Origin of the sequence: Bradyrhizobium sp. 2S1, assembly GCF_011516625.5 — a bacterium.
GTDB lineage: Bacteria > Pseudomonadota > Alphaproteobacteria > Rhizobiales > Xanthobacteraceae > Bradyrhizobium > Bradyrhizobium septentrionale.
Map to the genome: position 1 here is coordinate 5,013,752 of NZ_CP147717.1, position 20,534 is coordinate 5,034,285.

At 59.4% G+C, this 20,534-nt stretch carries 13 protein-coding genes and 3 pseudogenes; 11 read left to right on the top strand and 5 right to left on the bottom strand.

Features of this window, described 5'->3' with window-relative positions; all coding sequences use genetic code 11:
* The first annotated feature begins 29 nt into the window (after positions 1 to 29).
* The gene (locus HAP54_RS23700; protein ID WP_166204319.1) at positions 30 to 1,094 is read left to right on the top strand and encodes an IS630 family transposase; all 1,065 of its coding nucleotides are present in this window, start codon (positions 30 to 32) and stop codon (positions 1,092 to 1,094) included.
* Positions 1,095 to 1,284: 190 nt separating this feature from the next.
* On the top strand, positions 1,285 to 2,667 hold the full coding sequence (locus HAP54_RS23705; protein ID WP_166298319.1) for an IS110 family transposase: 1,383 nt from the start codon (positions 1,285 to 1,287) through the stop codon (positions 2,665 to 2,667).
* Positions 2,668 to 2,669: 2 nt separating this feature from the next.
* On the opposite strand, the pseudogene HAP54_RS23710 reads toward HAP54_RS23705, so the two are convergent.
* The 5 genes and pseudogenes from HAP54_RS23710 to HAP54_RS23730 all read right to left on the bottom strand — a co-directional run.
* A pseudogene (locus HAP54_RS23710) lies at positions 2,670 to 2,930 on the bottom strand (transposase); the annotation flags it as partial.
* Positions 2,931 to 3,124: 194 nt separating this feature from the next.
* Positions 3,125 to 3,784 carry a hypothetical protein gene (locus HAP54_RS23715; RefSeq protein ID WP_166304051.1) on the bottom strand — a complete coding sequence of 220 codons (660 nt, stop codon included), beginning with the start codon at positions 3,782 to 3,784 and terminating at the stop codon, positions 3,125 to 3,127.
* A gap of 302 nt (positions 3,785 to 4,086) precedes the next feature.
* Positions 4,087 to 4,605, bottom strand: coding sequence for an HlyD family efflux transporter periplasmic adaptor subunit (locus HAP54_RS23720; RefSeq protein ID WP_248114462.1), 519 nt, complete (start codon positions 4,603 to 4,605; stop codon positions 4,087 to 4,089).
* A 28-nt stretch (positions 4,606 to 4,633) separates the two neighbouring features.
* Positions 4,634 to 5,209 carry a hypothetical protein gene (locus tag HAP54_RS23725; RefSeq protein ID WP_166304053.1) on the bottom strand — a complete coding sequence of 192 codons (576 nt, stop codon included), beginning with the start codon at positions 5,207 to 5,209 and terminating at the stop codon, positions 4,634 to 4,636.
* 1,078 nt (positions 5,210 to 6,287) lie between these two features.
* A pseudogene (locus tag HAP54_RS23730) lies at positions 6,288 to 6,526 on the bottom strand (IS5/IS1182 family transposase); the annotation flags it as partial.
* Between the two features lie 1,221 nt (positions 6,527 to 7,747).
* Between HAP54_RS23730 and HAP54_RS23735 the strand changes: the two are divergent.
* From HAP54_RS23735 to HAP54_RS23775, 9 genes and pseudogenes are all read left to right on the top strand, one after another.
* Positions 7,748 to 9,151, top strand: a complete 1,404-nt coding sequence (locus HAP54_RS23735) for a GGDEF domain-containing protein (RefSeq protein ID WP_166304055.1) — start codon at positions 7,748 to 7,750, stop codon at positions 9,149 to 9,151.
* Between the two features lie 454 nt (positions 9,152 to 9,605).
* A complete protein-coding gene (locus HAP54_RS23740; RefSeq protein ID WP_371261263.1) occupies positions 9,606 to 10,313 on the top strand; it encodes a hypothetical protein in 708 nt (235 codons plus the stop codon).
* Between the two features lie 511 nt (positions 10,314 to 10,824).
* Positions 10,825 to 11,580, top strand: coding sequence for a hypothetical protein (locus tag HAP54_RS23745; RefSeq protein ID WP_165128139.1), 756 nt, complete (start codon positions 10,825 to 10,827; stop codon positions 11,578 to 11,580).
* A gap of 540 nt (positions 11,581 to 12,120) precedes the next feature.
* Positions 12,121 to 13,736: pseudogene (locus HAP54_RS23750) on the top strand (oleate hydratase).
* A gap of 31 nt (positions 13,737 to 13,767) precedes the next feature.
* On the top strand, positions 13,768 to 14,325 hold the full coding sequence (locus tag HAP54_RS23755) for an SDR family NAD(P)-dependent oxidoreductase (RefSeq protein ID WP_312022819.1): 558 nt from the start codon (positions 13,768 to 13,770) through the stop codon (positions 14,323 to 14,325).
* Positions 14,322 to 14,516: an SDR family oxidoreductase gene (locus HAP54_RS23760; protein ID WP_224496609.1), complete on the top strand. Its 195-nt coding sequence runs from the start codon at positions 14,322 to 14,324 to the stop codon at positions 14,514 to 14,516. The genes HAP54_RS23755 and HAP54_RS23760 overlap by 4 nt, the downstream gene beginning before the upstream one ends.
* Before the next feature lie 83 nt (positions 14,517 to 14,599).
* Entirely contained in the window at positions 14,600 to 15,934 is a 1,335-nt protein-coding gene (locus HAP54_RS23765; protein ID WP_166304056.1) for an IS1182 family transposase, read from the top strand.
* Between the two features lie 94 nt (positions 15,935 to 16,028).
* A complete protein-coding gene (locus tag HAP54_RS23770) occupies positions 16,029 to 18,482 on the top strand; it encodes a WD40 repeat domain-containing protein (protein WP_166304058.1) in 2,454 nt (817 codons plus the stop codon).
* On the top strand, positions 18,479 to 20,488 hold the full coding sequence (locus HAP54_RS23775) for a PDZ domain-containing protein (protein ID WP_166304060.1): 2,010 nt from the start codon (positions 18,479 to 18,481) through the stop codon (positions 20,486 to 20,488). The genes HAP54_RS23770 and HAP54_RS23775 overlap by 4 nt, the downstream gene beginning before the upstream one ends.
* Positions 20,489 to 20,534: the final 46 nt, after the last annotated feature.

The following is a 20,534-nucleotide window of genomic DNA, read 5'->3' on the forward strand; positions in this document are numbered from 1 at the left end:
TAAAGCGTGAGTCGTGATTCAAGGTCGGGATGATACCCGAAGCAAGAGAAGTCCACCTTTCGAGGAAAGATCGCAAGGTGCTTGAGGCGTGTTGCCGCTCCCCGGTGACGTTGCAGCGCGATTTGAAGCGGGCGCGGATAGTTCTGTTGGCGGCGGATGGACGCAGCACTCGGTCGATCGCCAAGGAAGTTGGGGTCCAGCCGCGGATTGTCAGCCTTTGGCGGCATCGCTATGCCGACCAAGGCCTTGAAGGGCTGCAAGACAAGCCGCGACCGGGCAAGCAGCCAATCTATACGAAGGCCACCGACAAGCGGATTCTGAAGCTGCTGGACAAGCCGCCGCCGGACGGGTTCGCACGCTGGACCGGGCCCCTGCTGGCCGGGGCGCTGGGCGATGTTGACGTCCAATATGTCTGGCGGTTCCTGCGCAGCCACAAGATTGACCTCGCGGCTCGTAAGTCCTGGTGTGAGAGCAACGACCCGAACTTTACGGCCAAAGCCGCCGATGTTGTCGGCCTCTATGTCGCCCCGCCCGCGAAGGCCATTGTGCTGTGCGTGGACGAGAAGCCCTCGATCCAGGCTTTGGAGCGAGCGCAGGGTTATCTGAAGTTGCCCAATGGCCGCGCCTTGACCGGCCAGAGCCACGATTACAAGCGGCATGGCACCACAACATTGTTTGCGGCGCTCGAAGTCGCCACCGGAAAGATCATCGCGGCGCATTCAAAACGCCGACGCCGCGTCGAGTTTCTCGACTTCATGAACAGCGTCACCGCGGCTTTTCCGAACCGGAAGCTTCACGTCATCCTCGACAACCTCAACACCCACAAGAAGAACGAGCATTGGCTCAAGGCCCACCCCAACGTGCAATTTCATTTCACGCCGACAAGTGCGTCTTGGCTCAATCAGGTCGAGGTATGGTTTTCGATCTTGCAGGGGCAGTCGCTCAGCGGCACCTCCTTCACAAGCCTCACGCAGCTTCAGGAGCACATCGATGCCTACGTCAACGCATACAACGACAGAGCCGAGCCCTTCGTCTGGACCAAGAAAAAGGTCCGTCAACGCCGTTTCAAAGGCCGCCGTATCACTCAGCTCTGATTCTGGGTACTAGATTGCCGACCGGGAGGGAGCGGCCGATACGATTTTGGTGGCACGTGACCCCGTTAAAAAACCTGGTCCATGGGTTGTCGCGCACTTGAGAGTGGTGACGCCATCCGGCGATCCCGTTTAGGAATCTGACGTATAGCGCAGCCCAGCCCTTCCGCCGCCGTCAGCAGGAGGATTAGAGATGAACCCCAAAAGATCGAAGTCGAGGAACGGAGGTAAGATGCAGATGGTGCACCCGGACGCGGCTGCCATCGACGTCGGAGCGACTATGCACATGGCTGCCGTGAGGGCAGATCGCGCACCGGAGCCAGTCCGCAGCTTCGGTACCTTCACGGCTGATCTGCATCGGCTAGTCGACTGGTTTACTGAATGCGGCGTCGAGACTGTCGTCATGGAATCGACCAGCGTCTACTGGATTCCGATCTTCGAGCTTCTCGATGCCCGGGGATTTAACGTGTTTCTTGTCAACGCGCGCGATGCCAAGCACGTGCCGGGGCGCAAGACCGATGTCAGCGATGCGCAATGGCTGCAGCGGCTCCATTCATTCGGGTTGCTGCGGGCCAGCTTTCGGCCCAAAGGGCAGATTGCCGAGCTGCGAGCCTACGTGCGTCAGCGCGAGCGTCTGCTGGAGTACGCGGCCTCACACATCCAGCATATGCAGAAGGCCTTGACGGAGATGAATCTTCAGCTGCACCACGTCGTCACCGACATCACCGGCGTGACCGGCCTGCGTATCATACGGGCGATCCTTGCCGGCGAGCGCGATCCTGAGGCGCTGGCGTGCTTGCGCCATTATAGTTGCCGCTCCAGCGCCGAGACGATCGCGAAGGCGCTCACCGGAAGCTACCGCGCCGAGCATCTGTTTGCGCTCGAGCAGGCACTTGCGCTTTACGACGCCTACCACGAGAAGGCATCTGCCTGCGACGCCCGAATTGAAGCCGTGTTGAAGGAACTGAGCTTCCATCGGGGGCATGGCCACGGATCAGCGCCGCGGGTCTCGCGGCGTCGGAATCGAACCGATCAGGCGAACGCTCCAGCTTTCGATGTCCGCGAGGCGCTGTTCGCGTTGCTCGGAAAGGACCTCACCGCGATCGACGGCCTCGGTCCTTACCTCTCGCTGAAGCTGATCGCTGAATGCGGCGACGACCTCTCCTCGTGGCCAAGTGCAAAGCATTTTACCTCCTGGCTGGGACTGGCGCCGAGCAACAAGGTCTCCGGCGGCAAAATGCTCTCGTCCCGAACGCGCCGATCCGGCGGCCGAGCGGCGGCACTTCTGCGCCTTGCTGCCGTGACCGTGGGTCGTACAGACACTGCGCTCGGCGCCTTTTATAGACGGCTCTCAGCGCGCATCGGCAAGGCCAAGGCCGTGACCGCCACGGCCCGGAAGATCGCAGTTCTGTTCTACAATGCTGTGCGATACGGAATGGACTATGTCGATCCCGGGGCCTCGTCCTACGAGACGCGTTACCGGACGCGAGTGGTCAACAATTTGCATCGGCGTGCCAAGGCATTCGGCTTTGTTCTCCATCCCTTGGAGCCGAAAGTAGATGCTGCCGTTTCTTAGGAATCGTTCTCCAGCGTCAGTTCGCCGATCTTGGCGTGCAGCGACTTCACGTCGATGGCTGCTTGCTCCGCTCCGGAGCCGCCGCCGGGACCGAACGCATCGGCGGCCTTGCTTTCAAGCTGAGCCTTCCACGCCGTGATCTGATTGGGGTGGACGTCGAACTGCTCGGCAAGCTGAGCCAGCGTTCGATCGCCCTTCACGGCGGCGAGCGCCACCTTCGCCTTGAAGGCCGGTGTGTGGTTCCGGCGTGTTCTTCTGCTCATTGTCGCTCCTGATTCGCAGGCACAGCGTGCCCGCTGTCAGGCAGAAACTCCACTTATCGCCCTGTGCAGAATTCCGGGGCCGGCTCTCAGCAGCATGCTGAGCGGCGTTTGATTTGGGAATGCCTACAGAGCTTGTAGGAGCCTCGCGGTGCGGTTTTGCTGATACTGAACTAACGGCGGCATATCGAACCAGCTCAACGCAAACGGCGAGGGTCATGATGAAAATGGCTGTTTGGAGTGCGATCGGCTTCTTTGCGGTAGGCCGCCGTCGCCGACGTATTGAAGACGAAATCGGAGTTAAGCGACACGATTAGGCCGCCGATTGTCAATCCGAGCAGGATTAGGAATGGTCGCATCAACGTCCATTGAATAACGACTTTGGCGCGGTTGCCACCCTTGGCCGTCACCGAGAAGTTATGCGATCCCCTGGTCAGCAGCCCCAGAGCAGCAGCCCGACTGATCGGCCAGGCCGCCATCAGCTGAGCCGTGTCGTTGAGAAGCGGGACAAACAGTCCTTTCGACAGCCAGTTCAAAGATACCAGGACCACCAGGTAATACGGCACGTAAAATTTGATAATGTCGACCAGCGACGCGTTCACGATCGTGATCCCGCACCACCAGTACAACAGTGGGCAAATCAGGCTGGCAAGCCGGAAGGGAAAGGTGGTGAGCCAATAGAGTAGTGAGTCGATGATGCCGATTCGATGCATCAGCCCGAGGCGGTGCAAGCCAAATGGGCTGTATGAGTTGCGGACAATCTGCATTAGGCCGAGGCACCACCGGCCACGCTGGACGATATACTCTTGCAATCCCTCGGGAGCCAAGCCTTCAGTCAGCGGCTCGTTAAGGTACACGGTTTGCGAGCTTGAGCGTGAGCAGGAAGTCCTCGGTCACGCTTTGTATCGGAATCCAACCGATAGAGCTTCGAGCATGGCGAATCCCCAACTGAAGAGCGCATCCGCAGTCCAGTCGAGAGGCGCCAGAGTTTCGGTGATGCGCCAGATCACATAACGCCACGAGAGTATGGCGGCCGCCCCAAGGAGAAGTGCGCGCCAATACCATTTCATCGGATTGAGCAAGGGGAGGACAGTAAGGCGGAGCCCGATTACCAAAGCGGCGCCTGCGGAGGCAGCAAGGAGTGGAGACAGCAGAAGCATCAGAGTCCGTACCGCGTAATAAACCGGCGAAATTGTGCGATGGGACCGCCCGTGAAGATGACGCGACCAGTACGCCCGATCGCGCAGCTGAAATCCGGCTCTGCCGCGAGGTCGGGAACAGTCACGGTGACGTCAAAGCGCTGGAGATGCTGCGCACTTGGACCCACAGCAAGGTTGGCGTACAGCGAGCTTGCACCGGATCCGCCGAGGCGGGTTATGGTTCCATCGAAAATCCGATCATCCCCAAACAACCGAAACTGGACCGCCGCCCCCACGGAAAGACTGTCGTACAGAGACTCGGCGACGCCGGCGGCGACGATCAGCGTATTGCAGTCGACGATCTTGACAAGATCCAGGCCACGCCGCGCGTATTGGCCGTCGTCTACCAGTATGTCCCGGACTAGGCCCGAGATGCCGGCACTGAGCGTGGCGAAGGTCAAACTATTGACACGAAGACGCTCGGCGTCGATCTGCCGGTCGAGCTGGGCGATGCGCGCCTTCAGCTGCTCTTTGTCCACAGTCAGCTCGGCCAGCCGTTGCTCGAGTTCACGGATACGTTGGGTCGAGGAGGGAGCAGCATTGTAGGACTCCCCGATAAAGACGTTCGCGAGCGGACGCGAGTTCGGTCTCCAAGTAATTTACTCGCTGCCGCGCACTCTCGAGTTCTTGCTGGGCGACGTCGTAAGTTGCGCGAGCGCGATCCAGATTGGCCGCTGTCTGTACGCCACGCGTGTTTAGTTCGTTCGCGCGCTGGAACTCTGCATCCGCCTGACGGAGGCGCGCAGCCGCAGCGTCTTGAGTTGCTTTCGTTTCGGCAATTCGGGGCTGGCCAGCAAGGCGCTTGAGCTCGATCCGTTGGTCTTCGCGATCGCGATCAAGCTCAAGAAGCCTGGCGGTATCGAAACGCTGGTCGTATATTTCAGCTATAAGCCCGCCGGGGCTAACGCGCGCGCCCATGTTTTTTATGGCGAGCGTCACCCTTCCTTCGATCGGGGCACGAACGATGTTGAGCCTAGCATTGAGCGTAGCATCCGCCGATGTCCCAGCAAAGTGCTCGCCGATAACAACGTATAGTCCCACAGTCAGCAGGTCGAAACCGACGACGACGCGTACGAGTCTCATAGGCGACTTGCAAGTTCATTCCCAATGGGAAGGTGGCTCCACTGAGCGGCATTTGCTACGCTAGCGTTCTCAAGAGGGCGCTACGGAGACTCGTTTTTCTTTAGGCCTCTGCCAAACCATCCTCTGCTGCTTGTTTCGGGTTGGAACGCCGGGTGCCACTCGAACCGATTTTGACATCGGCAATGAAGCGGCCGCTTTGCATCGAACGATAGCCTTACAAGCTCGACCCGTTCGGGCGCCATCTATCAGACTAGCAGGCTGGTAAAGAACAGTTTCGTGATCTCAACGGCCGGAGGATCCGTCTCATCAGAACTGGCGAGGGTGACAAATTCGTTCTTGCAGTTCCAGCAGCGCCAAAGATATTGGACCTGCGCACCTGTGCGCTCATGCCACTCAAGGTGGACCAATGCAGAACCACATCGAGAGCATTTATCGGAATGTGCCATCGAGATCGACGCCATGTGAAAGCTCGTGTATTTGCGCAGCGAGGCCATGGGTAAAACGACCATATCGTAAGCCGCCGCTCCTCGAGCGCCTGCGTTGGATGAGACCTCCCCTTCAAGCCTCATGCCAACTGCGAGAGCTTGATCATAAAAGGCCCAACTGCTTGAGGGAGAGTACCAAAACCGACAAAGCATGTCTGAAATCGGACGTCGGCGTAGTTGGTCGACCGTTCTTTGATAGTGGATGGGGTGTCAACCCCGATAGACAAAAGTGATCCGGTGCCGGGTTCATGGTTCTTTCCGCGGACGTCTCTATGCCGGAGCGCAGCATGATTGCGTTCTTTCTGCGAAGGACGGCAAAAAGAATCCCGGCATTGGTCCATGCGGCTTCGCAGTCGGTACGTGTTTTGAGCAAGAAACTTATGCAAAGCCGCTCGATGGGAGACGAGGTGATGCCTCGTAAAGTTCGCCTGCCTCGTCTGGACCTCGACGCGCGACGCTTGCTAAGCTGCTCGGTAGTGCCGGAGCTCGGCTCAAGCGGAGCCATCGCGAGATGGCTGTATCGAGCGCGTGCCATGACTTCTTCGTACTTGCAATCTCAAAACGTGCTTGCATCGTTTCTTTCGAGCCGATCTTTAAGGAGTTGGATTGAGCTGAGCTGGACAGTTGAGCATGCGCCAAAGCGAGACCAGCAACAGGCGCAAAGTTCTCCAACCCAAGCGAGGATGCGTCGGAAGTTGGGGCCGGCGGCCGAGAGGGCGACGTTGGCTGCGGCCCCGGTGCGGCCTTTGAGGTAACACCGGCCGAGGTGTCCTTCGGTTCTGAGGTGTCCTATGATAGGCTCAATGGCGGAGCGGCGGCGCAGCTCCCGCTTGCCACTCTCAGGCCTGGAATCGCAGAAGGCCTCGAGGAAGATCCAGATCCATGCATCGACCAGCAAGGAGCCTTCCTCCGAAGTGACTGTCAAAGATTACGCAGCCCCTTGGCGATCGCTTGGCCAACCTCTCGCTTAGCCTGATGACCATGAATTATCAAGAAGAACCAACCAATTGGCATGCCGACCTCACGGTCGATGGGCGTCGACGCGGTCCATCAGGATACGGACCGACGCGTCGCCAGCGATGAGCCTCTCTTCCGGCAAATGCAGCGGGCGCGGCACGAACCCGATCTCGAGCGTACCTTTATCGTCATAGTCGTAGATGTTGAACGCCCAGTGCGCGTAGATCCGCTAGGCCGAAGCACTTGCCCGCCCGCCCAAGCATTCGATAGAGCCAACCGGCGATTACCTTCTCGCGGATATATCTTCGTGCGTGATCCATGACGGATCGAGTAACTCGTCCTTGCCGCAAGCCAATCTCACAGGTTGCGTTAGGGAACCTACAAGGTTTGGCAGGCGGCTAACTCAACCAGTTTAGGTATCCTACGGCCCCGGTCGCGCAGTGCGGGGACATCCCAGACGAAGGAGATCGCAGATGGCCTACAAGAAACTCGCCAATCAAAGCGGGCTGACGCTTACGGTTTTGCTCATTACGCGTGTTGGCTCGGAGCCGAACCAGTAACGGATCGATTGTGGCGGCGGCACTACCGGCGGGCGGCAGGCAGACGGTTGAGTACGGTAATACGCAGACTCCTTCCTCAACGGGCTCGTGATTTCCTTGTCTCGATGGGCATTTTCGAGCGCCTCGCAGACCGTGACAACTCGCGGCAGGGGCCGGAATAATCTGCTGAACACACGACACGTTGACCTAGCGGAGCGGGCGGCCTGAACGCGGTGGGCTCGAATACATAAACGCAGTCCACGGCGCTGCTGATCCCGGTGGCGGCGGGAGCTGGCCGCTGCTGGACGACAAGGCCGACCCTATCCGCGCCGCCGCCTGCTCGATGGGGTGCCGCAGGACGGAAAGGTCAAGCTCATGCCTCCGTCGCAGCAGTGATCGCGGGCGCCGAGTTGTTGAATGGCCTCCGGCCGCGACGCATTCTGGTTCCTTCATCTGGCTAGTACACAAGGACCGAAGGTGCTCTGGGACAGTATCCTTCGGAGACGCTCAAGTGTCCACGAAACGATCTGACGTCATCATGGGAGACGGTATTGCATATGAGCACCAATCGTGCGGTACCCGAGCCGCCTAATGCGCTCCGGCTGGTCACACAGGCGTATATGAGCCTTCTCCTCATCGCCTTCGCCTTGATGCCCGCCCAGTTCATTGCCTACCTGTATTTCCAGCAGGATCCCACGCTAAAATTCGAAAATCACCCATTCCATGAATTCGCGATTGCCCTCGCCACCCTCGAAGGGCTGTTCGTCACCTATGTGACGTGGCGCTGCTACTGGTCTTCGGGCGAACCTCTGTTGCGTTGGTTGACGCTGGGTTTTCTCGGCTTCGTATTGATCTATTTACTGCACGGCGCCTTCACCAGGATGGCACACCGCAACATCTGGCTGTTTCTGCTCTATGGACCGGCGTCGCGTCTCGCGATGTCGATTCTTCTCTTCGTTGGGCTGCTCAGCTATAACCAGCCATCAGACGAGGTCGAGAAGCGTTCGGATGCGCGCACACGGCTGACGTGGACCGGCCTGTTCCTGACCGTGGATATAGCTGTCGCATTGATCGCCTACTCCCCCTATGCGGGACACCCGGCGGTACGCTTGTCCATGGAGGGCGGTGCACTGGTGTTCAGCGCGCTGAACGTTGCGGTCATGCTCATGCGAGGGATTCACTCGCCGCTCATGCTTGTTTTCGGCATCTCGGTCGCGTGGTTTGCGTTATCGTCGCTCGCATTCATTCTGGCGGCACCGTGGAATCATATGTGGTGGCTCGCCCACGCGATCTTTGCTGGCGGGTTCTTGCTGCTCAGCTATGGCGTTGTCCAGGCTTTCCGAACGACGCAATCCTTCTCGACCATCTATAGCCAGGAAGAAATGATGGCCCGCCTGGCCGATTCGATGGCCGACACTCAAAGGGCGCTACAGCAAGTGCAGGTGAGCAATCAAAGGTTAGAACGCCTTGTCGCCACCGACCCACTGACCGGTGCCGGAAATCGGCGACACTTCCTCGACCATATCGGCGCCGAGATCGCGCGGGCCAAACGAACCGGTGCTCCATTATCTCTGCTGTCGCTCGATCTCGACCATTTCAAGGATATCAATGACTCACGTGGTCACAGCGTCGGCGATGAGGTGCTCCGCGCATTTGTGCGAAAGTGTCTGGAGGCAATTCGCCCTTATGACTCTGTCGCACGCGTGGGCGGTGAAGAATTCATGGTCTTGCTGCCCGCGGCGACGCTCGACACGGCTTACGCGGTAGCCGAACGCCTTCGATCGACGATTGAAGGCACTGCATTCGACGTCGAAGCTCAGCCGTCGGTCGGCGTCACCATCAGCGTTGGGGTGTCGGAGTTCGGGCGCGATGGAGACACGCTTGACGGATTGCTGAACGTCGCCGATCAGCGGCTCTATCGCGCAAAACATGAAGGTCGCAATCGTGTGATTGCCGCGTAAGCATCATTCATTCGCGCGCTTAGCCTCAGGCGCTCCGCGCCGTGGCGCTCATTTTCGCTGTCATTCTCCAGGTCAGATCCGAAGCTCCACTTACCAATTTCTCTTCGTCGCCCATCGCGAAAACGAGAAAGTTTTTCGGAATGAGTCCGGAGCAGCACAATGGCTTCGCGGTCAAAAAGTTCGCGCTGAAGCTGGTCGAGCAGGCGCGCCGCATTCTTCGTTGCTCAAAAAGCTCAGGAAAATCCAGTTGCCGGAGATCGCCTATACCGCGCTAACCCAGGCAAGCGACTATGCCGGCACCTTCTAGGTGGAGCGCGGTTTAACCGGGACGGTTCTCGGGAGTCGCGCAGCCGGTCGAGGAAGAGTCGAAGAAGATTCATGACGTCGGCCGCAATCGCCCATTCAATTGCGTGATCCGGCGCCTGGACAGCGCGTTCTATCGATCCTCGGGCAGATGCTGGCGGGCAAGGTGGGTGATCCCGACCGCAGCGGTGTCGACAACCGTCTGTTCGTGAACGGGGTTGTGGGTTCCGCGGTCCGGCGCCTAACTGGCAGCACCTGCACCTGCCGGAGCGCTATGGCAAGTGGAACAGCGTGCCTGCGCGGTTTCCCGCTGGGCCAAAGCGGCGTGTGGGAGAAAGTGTTTGCCGAACTGATCCGGGATCGCGACAATAAATACCTGATGCTCGACACCACTCTGGTTCGCGTCCACCAGCAGGCCGCGAGCGGAGAAGGGGGCCAAAACTCAAGAACTCGGGCGCTCCGGAGGTGGTTTGACGACCAAGATCCACATGCTCTGCAACGGCCTCGGTCGTCCGCTTACATGCTCATGGCCGGTCAACGACATGGCAATCTCACTACGAAAGCCCTGCTCGAAGGCTTTGAGGCCGGGGCCGTGCTAGCCGACAGGGCCTATGACTACAACGACGTCTGCGCAAAACCATCGCAGACAGGAACTCCCAAGCAGAGATTTCCTCAGCCGCTCTCGCAAGGTCCCGATCCCCCGCGACGAAACGATCTACAAGCTGAGAAACCGCATCGAGCGCTGCTCAACAAGCTCAAAACACTTCCGCCGCTTCGCTACGCGATTCGACCGACGGGCCGAACTTCCTCGCGTTTGTCCACCTCGCCGCAATCTGCTTTGGCTTCGATGAGTGTGTAGTCGTCCTAGCTATACGCCCAACCAACGCGCTCCTGAGGCGGCGCTGTATCGTAGCAACCGAATTCGGCACGGCGTTCAGTTCTGAGCGGGACAGCAGCGGGGACTTTGCATTCTGAGAAGCCCAAGTTTTTTGACGGACGCGGGCCGACGAGGTCGGGAGGGCGGAATCTTCCCCTTCGTGCGGCGATGCGTGGATAGCTTACCTCACCGCAGAGGGTGGCTGTGTTTTGAGACGATCCAGCATCTTCGATCCCTCGCGGAACGACTTCGACCAGGATTTTTTGGCAAAGTCCAAGTGGCACTTCATAGCCTGAAAGTGGATTGTCCTTTTCGCCGTCAGTGACTTCTCCGAAAATCAATAAGAGCGCGAAGGCCCAGCCAGCCCAATTCCATTGGCTTTGCATACGTCCACGCCGTACCGAATGAGGTGGGTATGACAAGTTGGAGATTGTGGTACCTTCTGAAGGTTGATGATCGGAACTGAGCAGCGAACCACTTAGCACGTCGGCAAATGAACGCGGAGAACAATTTCGCGGCGCGGCTCATTGACGCCGGTCGCCTCGCAGCAATAGCACGTACATGCGGTCTGAAAGCTGACGTCTCATATTACGTCAATGAGGCGCTCAAAGAGCTTTGGCGAAGCAGGTCGCCCGACGAGGCAAAGAGGATCGCTCAGCGCTGGGTCTTGTGGGACTCAGAAGGGAGGCCGTGGCCGCGCCTACCATCGCTGGAAAACGTGGTTCCGTTCTATCGCGCCGGCACGGCACAGGTATCGGTTGTGAATCGGCCGGTGACGCCACTGCATGCAATCCGGAACTGGTTCGAAGGCCAGAATGAGGAGGTACGATGCGAGATCGCTGGCATGGCAGCGCTTCTGGTCTTGGAAGGTGGTGGTCTTCTCGAATGCAGCAGCAAAGGGTGGTGTGACCATCTTCGGAGGTGGCTGAGCGAGGCGGGATTGCCAGCCCATACGATCATCGGCCGCGCTTTGAGGTTCCGGACCTGTTTTGAGTATTTCGCGGAGAGCAGGTTCACCGAGTCGGGCTGGAGACGGTCCGAAGCGGCCGCTCTCAAAATTCTCGAAGATACCAAGCGCGACCCGAACTCGGAAGCTGTGCGGTTTGTACCAATTGCCCGAAAACTGCTTGATACCTTGCCCGCTCGAAAAATCCGTTGGATGGAAGTACGGAAGTCCTGGAGAGAACTGGCGAACGCCAGCCTCACAGCCCGGGCTCTCAGGGTATGGAGCGCCTCACAGATGAGATAGGAGGTAGCACGGACCCTGGTTCAGAAGTGTGGCGCCATCCCGAAAGACTTTAGCGATGCGCCAAGGACCGGTACGTGCTTGCGCTCGAACTCAACCCGGCCGCTGGCCAAGCACCTTGTAAGGTCGCCTTGGGCATCTTCGTACTGACGTATGGTCGACTTCGGCAAAAGCGACAACTGGCACCGTCTCAATTTCCGTCTTGTCCGGTTGCTTTCTGTCTTGTCTGGTTGAAGACGGCGATGGTTGTCAGCCCGACATGACGACGCTCCCATTCCGTCTTCAAGCAAAGCCCGCAATCAGCTTTTGCGCGCCGCGCAGCCGCTGCTGGTATGGCTTGATCCAATTCGATGATCGCGGCGCCGTTGCTGCTTATGGTCAGGCGCTCGACGGCGACTGCATGTGGCTGTGCACCCCGAAGGGCTTCTGGCGCTTGTTGATTATGCAGTCCGGGAGCTGTGCTTCGCGATCATATTGTTTTGCACGGCCCCATCGGCGCGCCGATTGCATAGACATTCCAACCGCTACATGCTGGAGAACTTTATGTCCTCTGCTTCTCTCGTTTCTCGCCTTAATCCACCGAAGCAGGCGGCTCCTCGCAAGGCCTATTTGGTCGGAACAGGCATCGCCGCCCTGGCCGCAGCGGCTTACCTCGTCAAGGAGGGCGGGCTATCCGGCCCGAATGTCGTCCTGTTCGAGCAAATGGAGCAGTTCGGCGAAAGCCTCGACGCACATGGCGATCCGAAGGACGGATATGTCATGCGCGGCGGGCGCATGTTCGAGGAAAAGTTCAACTGTACCTGCGACTTGTTATCCTTCATTCCCTCGATTGCCGACGAGACCAAATCGGCGAAGGACGAATTGATGGAGTTCCATCAGGAGTTCTTTTGGAACGACAAGGCGCGCTTGGTTTCGGGAGGGCAGATCGTCGACGTCTCCGATCCGGGGTTCAGTGAGAAAGATCGGCTCGACCTGATCGCGCTTTGCGCGGCTCCAGAATCGGTGCTCGACGTCAGGACGATCCAGGACTGGTTCGAACCCCACTTTTTCCGCAGCAATTTCTGGTTCATCTGGTCCACAACCTTTGCATTTGCGCCATGGCACAGCGCCGTCGAGTTCAAGCGATACTGTCTGCGCTTCCTGCATCTGTTCTCGACGATCGACACTTTAGCGGGAATCTACCGCACCCAGTTCAACCAGTTCGACGCCATGGTCCGTCCGATCGTCGCATGGTTGACGGCGCGGGGCGTGCGGCTGGAGATGGGGACGGAAGTGACCGATGTTGATATTGTCACCGAAGGCGGGAAGAAGACCGCGACGCGTTTGCGCTATCGGCATGGCGGCAAAGATCGCACCATCGATCTGGCCGAACGGGATCTTGTGTTAGTGACCAACGGGTCAATGACATCCGATACGAGTTACGGTTCGATGGACACGGTTCCCGTGCTGAATACGGAGCGAACCGGAGGGGCGTGGAAACTTTGGGAGCGCCTGGCTGCCAAGAGTCCGGATTTCGGCCGCCCCGCCGCCTTCGCTTCCAAGATCGATCAGTCCAAATGGGAATCGTTCACAGTCACCGCGGACGACTCGAGCTTCTTCGACCGGCTAGAAGCCTTCTCCGGCAGTAAGGCCGGCAAAGGCGGATTGGTAACAATTAAAGACTCCAATTGGCTCCTGACCATTGTCCTTAATCGGCAACCGCACTTTTACGAACAGCCGAAGAATGTGTGGGTGTGGTGGGGCTATGGGCTCTACCCGGACAAGCCGGGTAACTTCGTGCATAAGCCCATGTCGGAGTGCACGGGGCGTGAAATTCTCATCGAATTGCTTTCGCACCTGCGATTCACAGAGAGTATTCCGTTCATTCTCGACACGTCGCGCGTCATTACGGCGATGATGCCTTACATTACCGCCCAGTTCATGCCGCGCGTCATGACCGACCGAGGGTGATCCCGAAGGGATCGCGCAACCTCGCCTTCATCGGCCAGTTCTGCGAGATTCCCGCCGACGTTGTCTTTACCGTTGAATATTCCGTGCGCGCGGCGCAGACCGCCGTTTTCGGCTTGCTCGATGTCCAACGTTCGGTCTCACCCCTTTACAAGGGCCAGCATGACCCTCGCGTTCTCTTCGACGCCTGGAAGACGCTGCACCGCCATTGATCAACGGAACGAGTCGACGACTATGGGACGTGTGAACGACAAGGTCATTCTGGCGACCGGCGGGGCTCGCGGAATGGGGGCAGCTAATGCGCGCCTGCTGGTGGCTGAGGGGGCCAGGGTCGTGATCACTGATATTCTTCATACGGAAGGAGAGGCTCTCGCGGCTCAACTTGGCAATTCGACCATCTATATGCCTCAGGACGTTACCCAGCCGAAGCAGTGGGCCGAGGCGGTCGCAAGCGCCGAAGGGCGCTTCGGCGCGCTCCACGGGCTGGTCAACAACGCCGCGATCGCCAACATAGCCCCTATTGAGCAGTTCTCGCTCGATCAGTGGAACAAGACCCTTGCCGTCAATCTAACCGGCGTATTCCTCGGAATGCAGGCAGCCCTACCGGCCATCCGGCGCGCGGGCGGAGGTTCGATCGTCAACGTCTCGTCCGTCGAGGGGCTGCGGGGCAGTGCCGGACTCCACGCCTATGTCGCTTCGAAGTTCGGCGTGCGGGGCATAACCAAGTCCGCTGCACTGGAAGCCGCGGCCTCGGGAGTCCGCATCAACTCGATCCATCCCGGCTTCATTGCCACCCGATGACCGAGAGCTTCGAGTCCTCCCTTTTCCCCGTTCCACTCGGGCGGGCAGCCGAGCCGCAGGAAGTATCGCAGGTCGTCTTGTTCCTCCTCAGCGACGAGTCCAGCTACCTTACCGGTTCGGAGGTCGTCATCGATGGAGGTCTGACGGTCGGCGTCCCGCGCAAATGCCTGGCGCCCGAGAACCTCTTTTGATTAGCCTGACTGAATGTCCAATCTAAGAGCTTGTCTGGATAGTCGCTGTTCAAATCTGGTCGGGTCTGATTCAACATTGGGCGATGAGCAAGTATTTTCGGCCTTGGAACATCGATCAGACGCTGCTTCTGCCGCCGAATGTGCAGGACTTCGTGCCGAAAGGCCATGTCTCGCGGTTTATGGTTGATCTGGTGCGGGAGAGCCTCGATCTCAGGGAGATCATGGGCAGCTATGTGAGCGGGCTTGGGCAGCCGCCGTTTGATCCGCGGATGATGGTGGCGCTGCTGCTGCATAGCTATGCGAGTGGGCTGTATTCGTCGCGTCGGATTGCCAAGGCCTGCCGGGAGCGGAACGATTTTGTGATGATCGTGGCGCTGGATGCGCCGGATTTTCGGACGATCAGCGACTTTCGCAAGCGACATTTGAAGGCGCTCGGCGCGCTATTCGTGCAGGTTCTGAAGTTGTGCGAGACGGCCGGGCTGGTCAAGCTCGGTCATGTCGCGCTGGATGGTACGAAGATCAAGGCGAACGCGTCGAAACACAAGGCGATGAGTTATGAGCGCATGAAGAAGCGCGAGGCGGAATTGAAGGCCGAGGTCGCTCGCATACTGGCGGCCGCCGAGGCGGCGGATGCCTCGGAGGATGAGACTTTCGGCAACAGCGACGAACTGCCGGACTGGACCGTCGACAAGCAGAAACGGCTGGCGAAGATCCAGCAAGCGATGGCGGCGCTGGAAGCGGACGCCAAACTGGCGGCGGAGGAAGAGCGCCGCATCGAGGCCGAAAAGGAACAGCAGCGCCAGGCCGAAGGCCGCAAGAAGCCGGGCAAACCGGCGGCGCTGCCATCGGAGGAACCCAATCCCAAGGCGCAACGCAACTTCACCGATCCGGAAAGCCGCATCATGAAGTCGAAGGATGGCTTCGTTCAGGCCTATAATGCCCAGGCGGCCGTCGATGCACATGCCCAGATCATTGTCGCGCAAGAACTGACCCAGCACGGCAGCGATCAGGGCCAGTTGGTGCCCCTGATCGAGGCCATCGAGAGCAATCTTGGCCGCAAGCCGCGGCAGGCCTCAGCGGATTCCGGCTACTGCAGCGAAGCCAATCTCGAAGCGCTCGACACACGCAGCATCGATGGCTATGTCGCGCCCGGACGCGCCAAGCACCCGACAGTAGCGAACGGAAAAGTCGGCGGCCCGCTGACACAGGCCATGCGAAAGAAGATCGACGATGGCGGCTTCGAAACACCCTACCGATTGCGAAAGCAAGTGGTGGAGCCGGTGTTCGGGCAGATCAAACAGGCAAGAGGCTTCCGCCAGTTCCTGTTGCGGGGCATCGAGAAAGTGCGCGCCGAGTGGACAATGATCTGCACCGTCCATAACCTCCTCAAGCTGTTCAACCTCGCAAACGCAGCCTGAGCCTGCTACTCTACAACAAATGCCCGTCACGAAAACATATCTGGACGGGCTCCTAGCCGCGACGCAATGGGCCAGCGCCAGGCGCGAAGCCGAAGTGGCTCGGGTCAACAAGGAGGAAGCCGAGCGCAGCGCCGACAGTTTCCGCCAGGCGAGGGATCAGGCAGACGAGAACGCGAAACGAGCGGAGGTCAATGAAGCGCGCGCCTATCGCGCGCAAGCCAGGGCGCAAATCCAGGAATCCATCTCGCTTGCCGATCAGTCGCTCCGTCAGACTGCAAACGGAGACGTCCTGGGCGCAATGCATACCGCACTTGCGGCGCTTCCGCGCGACCCTGCGAATCTGGACCGGCCATACGTCGCCAGGGCCGACTATGCCCTGGCGAAGGCGTTTCTCGCCAATCGGCCGCAGGCGGCCATCAAACCTAGCAACGACTGGGTCAACGACGTCGTCTACAACCGCGACGGATCCCAATTCGCGCTCGGAACGCGCGACGGCTTCTTCAAAACTTACGATGCGAAGACCAACCAGGAGGTGACGTCCGGCAACGAGCGTCGGCGGGCGGTGATGGCGATCGCCGCCAGCGCCGACGGGTCGCGTCTGGTTGTGGCCTATCAGGACCCGCCGTCTCTCGTCGTGAAGGACGGTGCTTCGGGCAAGGTGATGCGCGTGCTGCGGCTCAGGGCGCTGCCGAACAAGGTCTTGCTGACACGAGATGGATCCAGGGCTGTCGTTCTCAGCCAGCAATTGGAGGGACGGCCCGCCATTATCGATCTCAACGATGAGAGCGGCAACGTCCGGTTCGTCGAGGGTCATCCCAGTTTGGGCGTTGGATTGCCCCGAGCGGCTGCGATCAGCCCCGATGGTCGCTTGCTGCTCTTTGTTCGCGATAACGCCGTCCTTGCCTGGGATCTGTCAACCGGGTCTCTTGTGGTAAGTTCGGTTGGGGCAAGGTCCGGCGTTCGACGGCTTGAGTTGCCGGGTGCAGAGGGGAATGAGCCGATCGATGGGGCGGCCTTCGTCAGCGATACCGGAGACGCGGTGCTGGTTGGAAAGCAGCATGTTTATCTAGTTGATCTCAATACCGCGACGGTCAAGAGCAGCCAACCCTTCGAGAAGAGCTCGGAATATGTTTCCTCACGCGGGCCACTGCTGACTCCCAGCGGAGACAAGATTACTTTTCCAGTCAGCAAGCGGAATCTCGCAACGTATTCGCGCTCGGACTGGAGCCTCATCGCGAAACGTGAACTGCCCGCCGACATAGCCGAAATGGCCATCAGCCCTGATGGCACGCTGATCGCGGCCGCGTGCGCCGACTTCTCCGTGCGCGCGTGGCCGATCGATTCCGCCGATCCGATCGGCGTTTTCCTCGGTCACAATGAGCGGGTTCGAGGCATCACGTTCTCGCCGGATGGACGGCACATGATCACCTATGGGGATGCCGTCGCGCGAGTCTGGGATGTGCGTGCGTCCGGCGCGGTACTCGACGTTCAACCTCCGAGCCAGCGGATCAAATCCATCAATCTGCAGAGCAAGGTCGCGACTGTTGAAGCTTCCACTGATACGAAGGCTGCCGGCGATGATCCCGGAACTGGTCTTTGGAGCGTCCTGGACCGGAAGCCGGTAGGCAGCGAAGCGGTCAAGGCCTTTGTTCGAGATGGGGCAGCGCCGGGGCCGTTCTCGCCCTCGGGCAGGTGGCTTGCGATCAAGCGCGAATATTCGGGCGATAGTGGGGAAGCGCGGAAGGACGCGTCGAAGATATTGACTGATCTTGCCAGAGAGGTGGCCGCAGATGCGGCTGCGATCGAGCTTGGCGAGGGCAGGGCGCGCGCCGTCGCGATCATCGACTCGCAAAGCGGAAAGGCCACTCGGCTCCTCGTCACGAGAGGCGAGGCCCGCTCATTTGATGTGAAGTTCCTCGGTGACGACGGAGCTACGCTTGGCCTCGCTGCCGTAGATTACAACGGCGATGATTCAAGGTCCTTCGCAGAGATATGGAATGCCAAATCTGGCAAGGAGCTGTTGTCGGTGACACAGGACGGACGCGACGCAAGGCTTCTTTATGTGCCGGAAAGCGGGTGTACGATATTTGTGACCCAGCCGCGTTGGCGCGAATATACGAGCTCAGTATGGAATCTCTCCAACGGCGAAAGGATCGCGGGATTCGACCGCCCTGTCGCTCCTTATGATGATGAGAGCGCGGCAGCGAGGCTGACCGAGCGCGACCGGGTCCTTCTCGGCGACAGCGACAATCGCCCATCACTGGTGCAGTGCTCGACCGGAAAGGAGATCGGATCGATCGCCGGTGCTGCTGTTGGTGCGAGCAGGCTCCTGATGTCGACTGACCGGCGCAGAATGCTGGTTGATAGCATCGGCGCGCCGCGAACGCTGTGGAATCTCGACGCAGCCGAAAAAATCGCGACCATCCCCGATGGCGAGTTCGAAGGATCGCTTGCCCAGTTCAGCGACGACAACCGTCGGATTGTTACGCGAGAATGGCGTGACAAAAAGAGAGGATCAAGATATTCGACGCTGAGAACGGCAGCTTGATCAGGGCCTTCGCGGAGTCGGAAATGGGCCAGGGCGTTTATGTAGGGCTAGGCGGGAAAGTGGTCGCAGTGGAGCGAGCGGCCCGCGACCTCGAAATCCTGCAGGTTGATGAAGACGTGCCGCCGGTTCGAGTGTCGCTCCAGAGCAACCTGCGTCGCTGGAGATTTTCAGCATCCGACGATCGCCTCGTGACCGTCGATGAGACGGGTCAACTGGACGTTTGGGATACCCGCACCGGCGCTCGCATCTACGAGCTTGCAGGCCTCGACCGGGTCGATCCCCTGGGTGGCGCCTCGCTCGAAGGCAGGCATATCCCACTGCTGATGGCCTCGGGAGGTGCGGCGATCCTGAATGTGAGCGAGGGGAGGATCGTCTGGCAGCAATTTCATGCGGGCCGGAGGGTTGTCGGCCTGCAACTCGCTCCCGACGAGAAGAGCGTCGTGATAACGGAATCGGAAGAGATCAGCCTGTTCGCGCTGGATCCTGCCGAGAAGGTTGCTTCGATGCCCATCGGAGCAGGACAGGAAGCCTATTTCGGCTACGGCCAGTCGGGCGAGCGTGCAGAATTGTTTGTCCGCGTCGCAGGTGGCGGAGTCGGTTCCGTACGTCTTGTCGATGTCCCGCGAAGGACGGTGATCGGCGAACTGGATGCTGTGGCAATGACCGCCGTGGCAGACCGGACTGGCGGGCTCGCGTCGGTGCAGCAAAATAGGTTGTCGCTGCGCAACGGACGGACTGGCGCGCTCGAACGCGAAGTCGAGTTCGACAATCCGATCTCGCAAATCGACTGGGATCTTACCGGGCGCGCGCTGGCCGTCATGACAAATGACCAAAAGATCTGGTCACTCGACGTGGCGAACGGAGCACCCAAGCTCGTCGCGTCGCTTCGGCAAAAGCCGTTCTGGCTGCGTTTTGCCGCCGACCCGGCAAGGCTGCTGATTTATGAAAAGAGTAGTCGGGTAACGTTGCGGGATACGGGCAGTGGCAAGTACCTGACTTCATTTGCCGTCGAATGGTCCAGGCGGTCTTCGTTCAACCGTTGGACCGAGAAGCTTGATCCGAGCGGCGCATTCGTAGCGATACGCAGCCCCGACAACTATGTCCGGGTCTATCGAGTGAGTGATGGTTCGAGACTGACCGAATTGAACTGGGACGACAACACGATTGCGGATGCAGAGTTTTCCGCCGACGCGAAGCGGCTTCTGCTTGTGACCGACAAGGGAATGTTCTCGAACTGGGATATCGCGGCCGGCAAGGCTGTGCCATCGCCGTCGTTGCCGCGCGAATATAGCGCCTATTCGGCGGTTACGCTGAAGTCGACGACTGACCCGTCGCTGATGTTGGCGATCGACAGAAAGGGGTATGTTGATCTTTATTCGCTCAACACAAACTCGGTCCGGACGTTCTATGCTGGCGAGCCTGAGGAGAGCGTCAATGCGGCGCTATCTCCCGACGGTGCAATTCTAGCGACAATCGGGTCAGGAGATTTACTTCGCCTCTGGCACGTCGGTGCGCGTGAAATCCTGGCGCAGATTCCTATTCAGCATGACTGCGTGAAGACCAGCCTCCAGTTCTCGCCAGATGGTCGCATGCTGGTGGTGGGTGGTCTGGACGAGACCCGGCTGATCCGTGTGCCGCTGCTGGGCGATTTGCTGCGCGACGCTGCGAAAGCCGAAATTGGCGATGGAGCGCCGACATCGTCGTCGGGTACACCGTCGTTGGTCCCGTACCGGTTCGGCGCGCAGATGCGTGACGTCTTGCCCGAAATTGCCAAGATCCATGACCTGCCGGCAGCCCGCGGTGCCGAGGTGATCGAGGTGTTCGCAGACAGCCCTGCTCAGGCCGCGGGATTGCGCGTCGGTGACATCATCCTCAGCGTCAATGGCAAGCCGGTCGGCAACGCGGCGGAATCGTCAGCGGCGATCAAGGAGATCCATCTTGATCTTGCACTCGAAATTGTTCGCGGCACCGCTAAAATCTCCTCGCGGGCAGCCCTGCCGGATTGAATTGGCACTCATTTGGTGTGTCCGCGCCTCCCATCTACGCGTGATC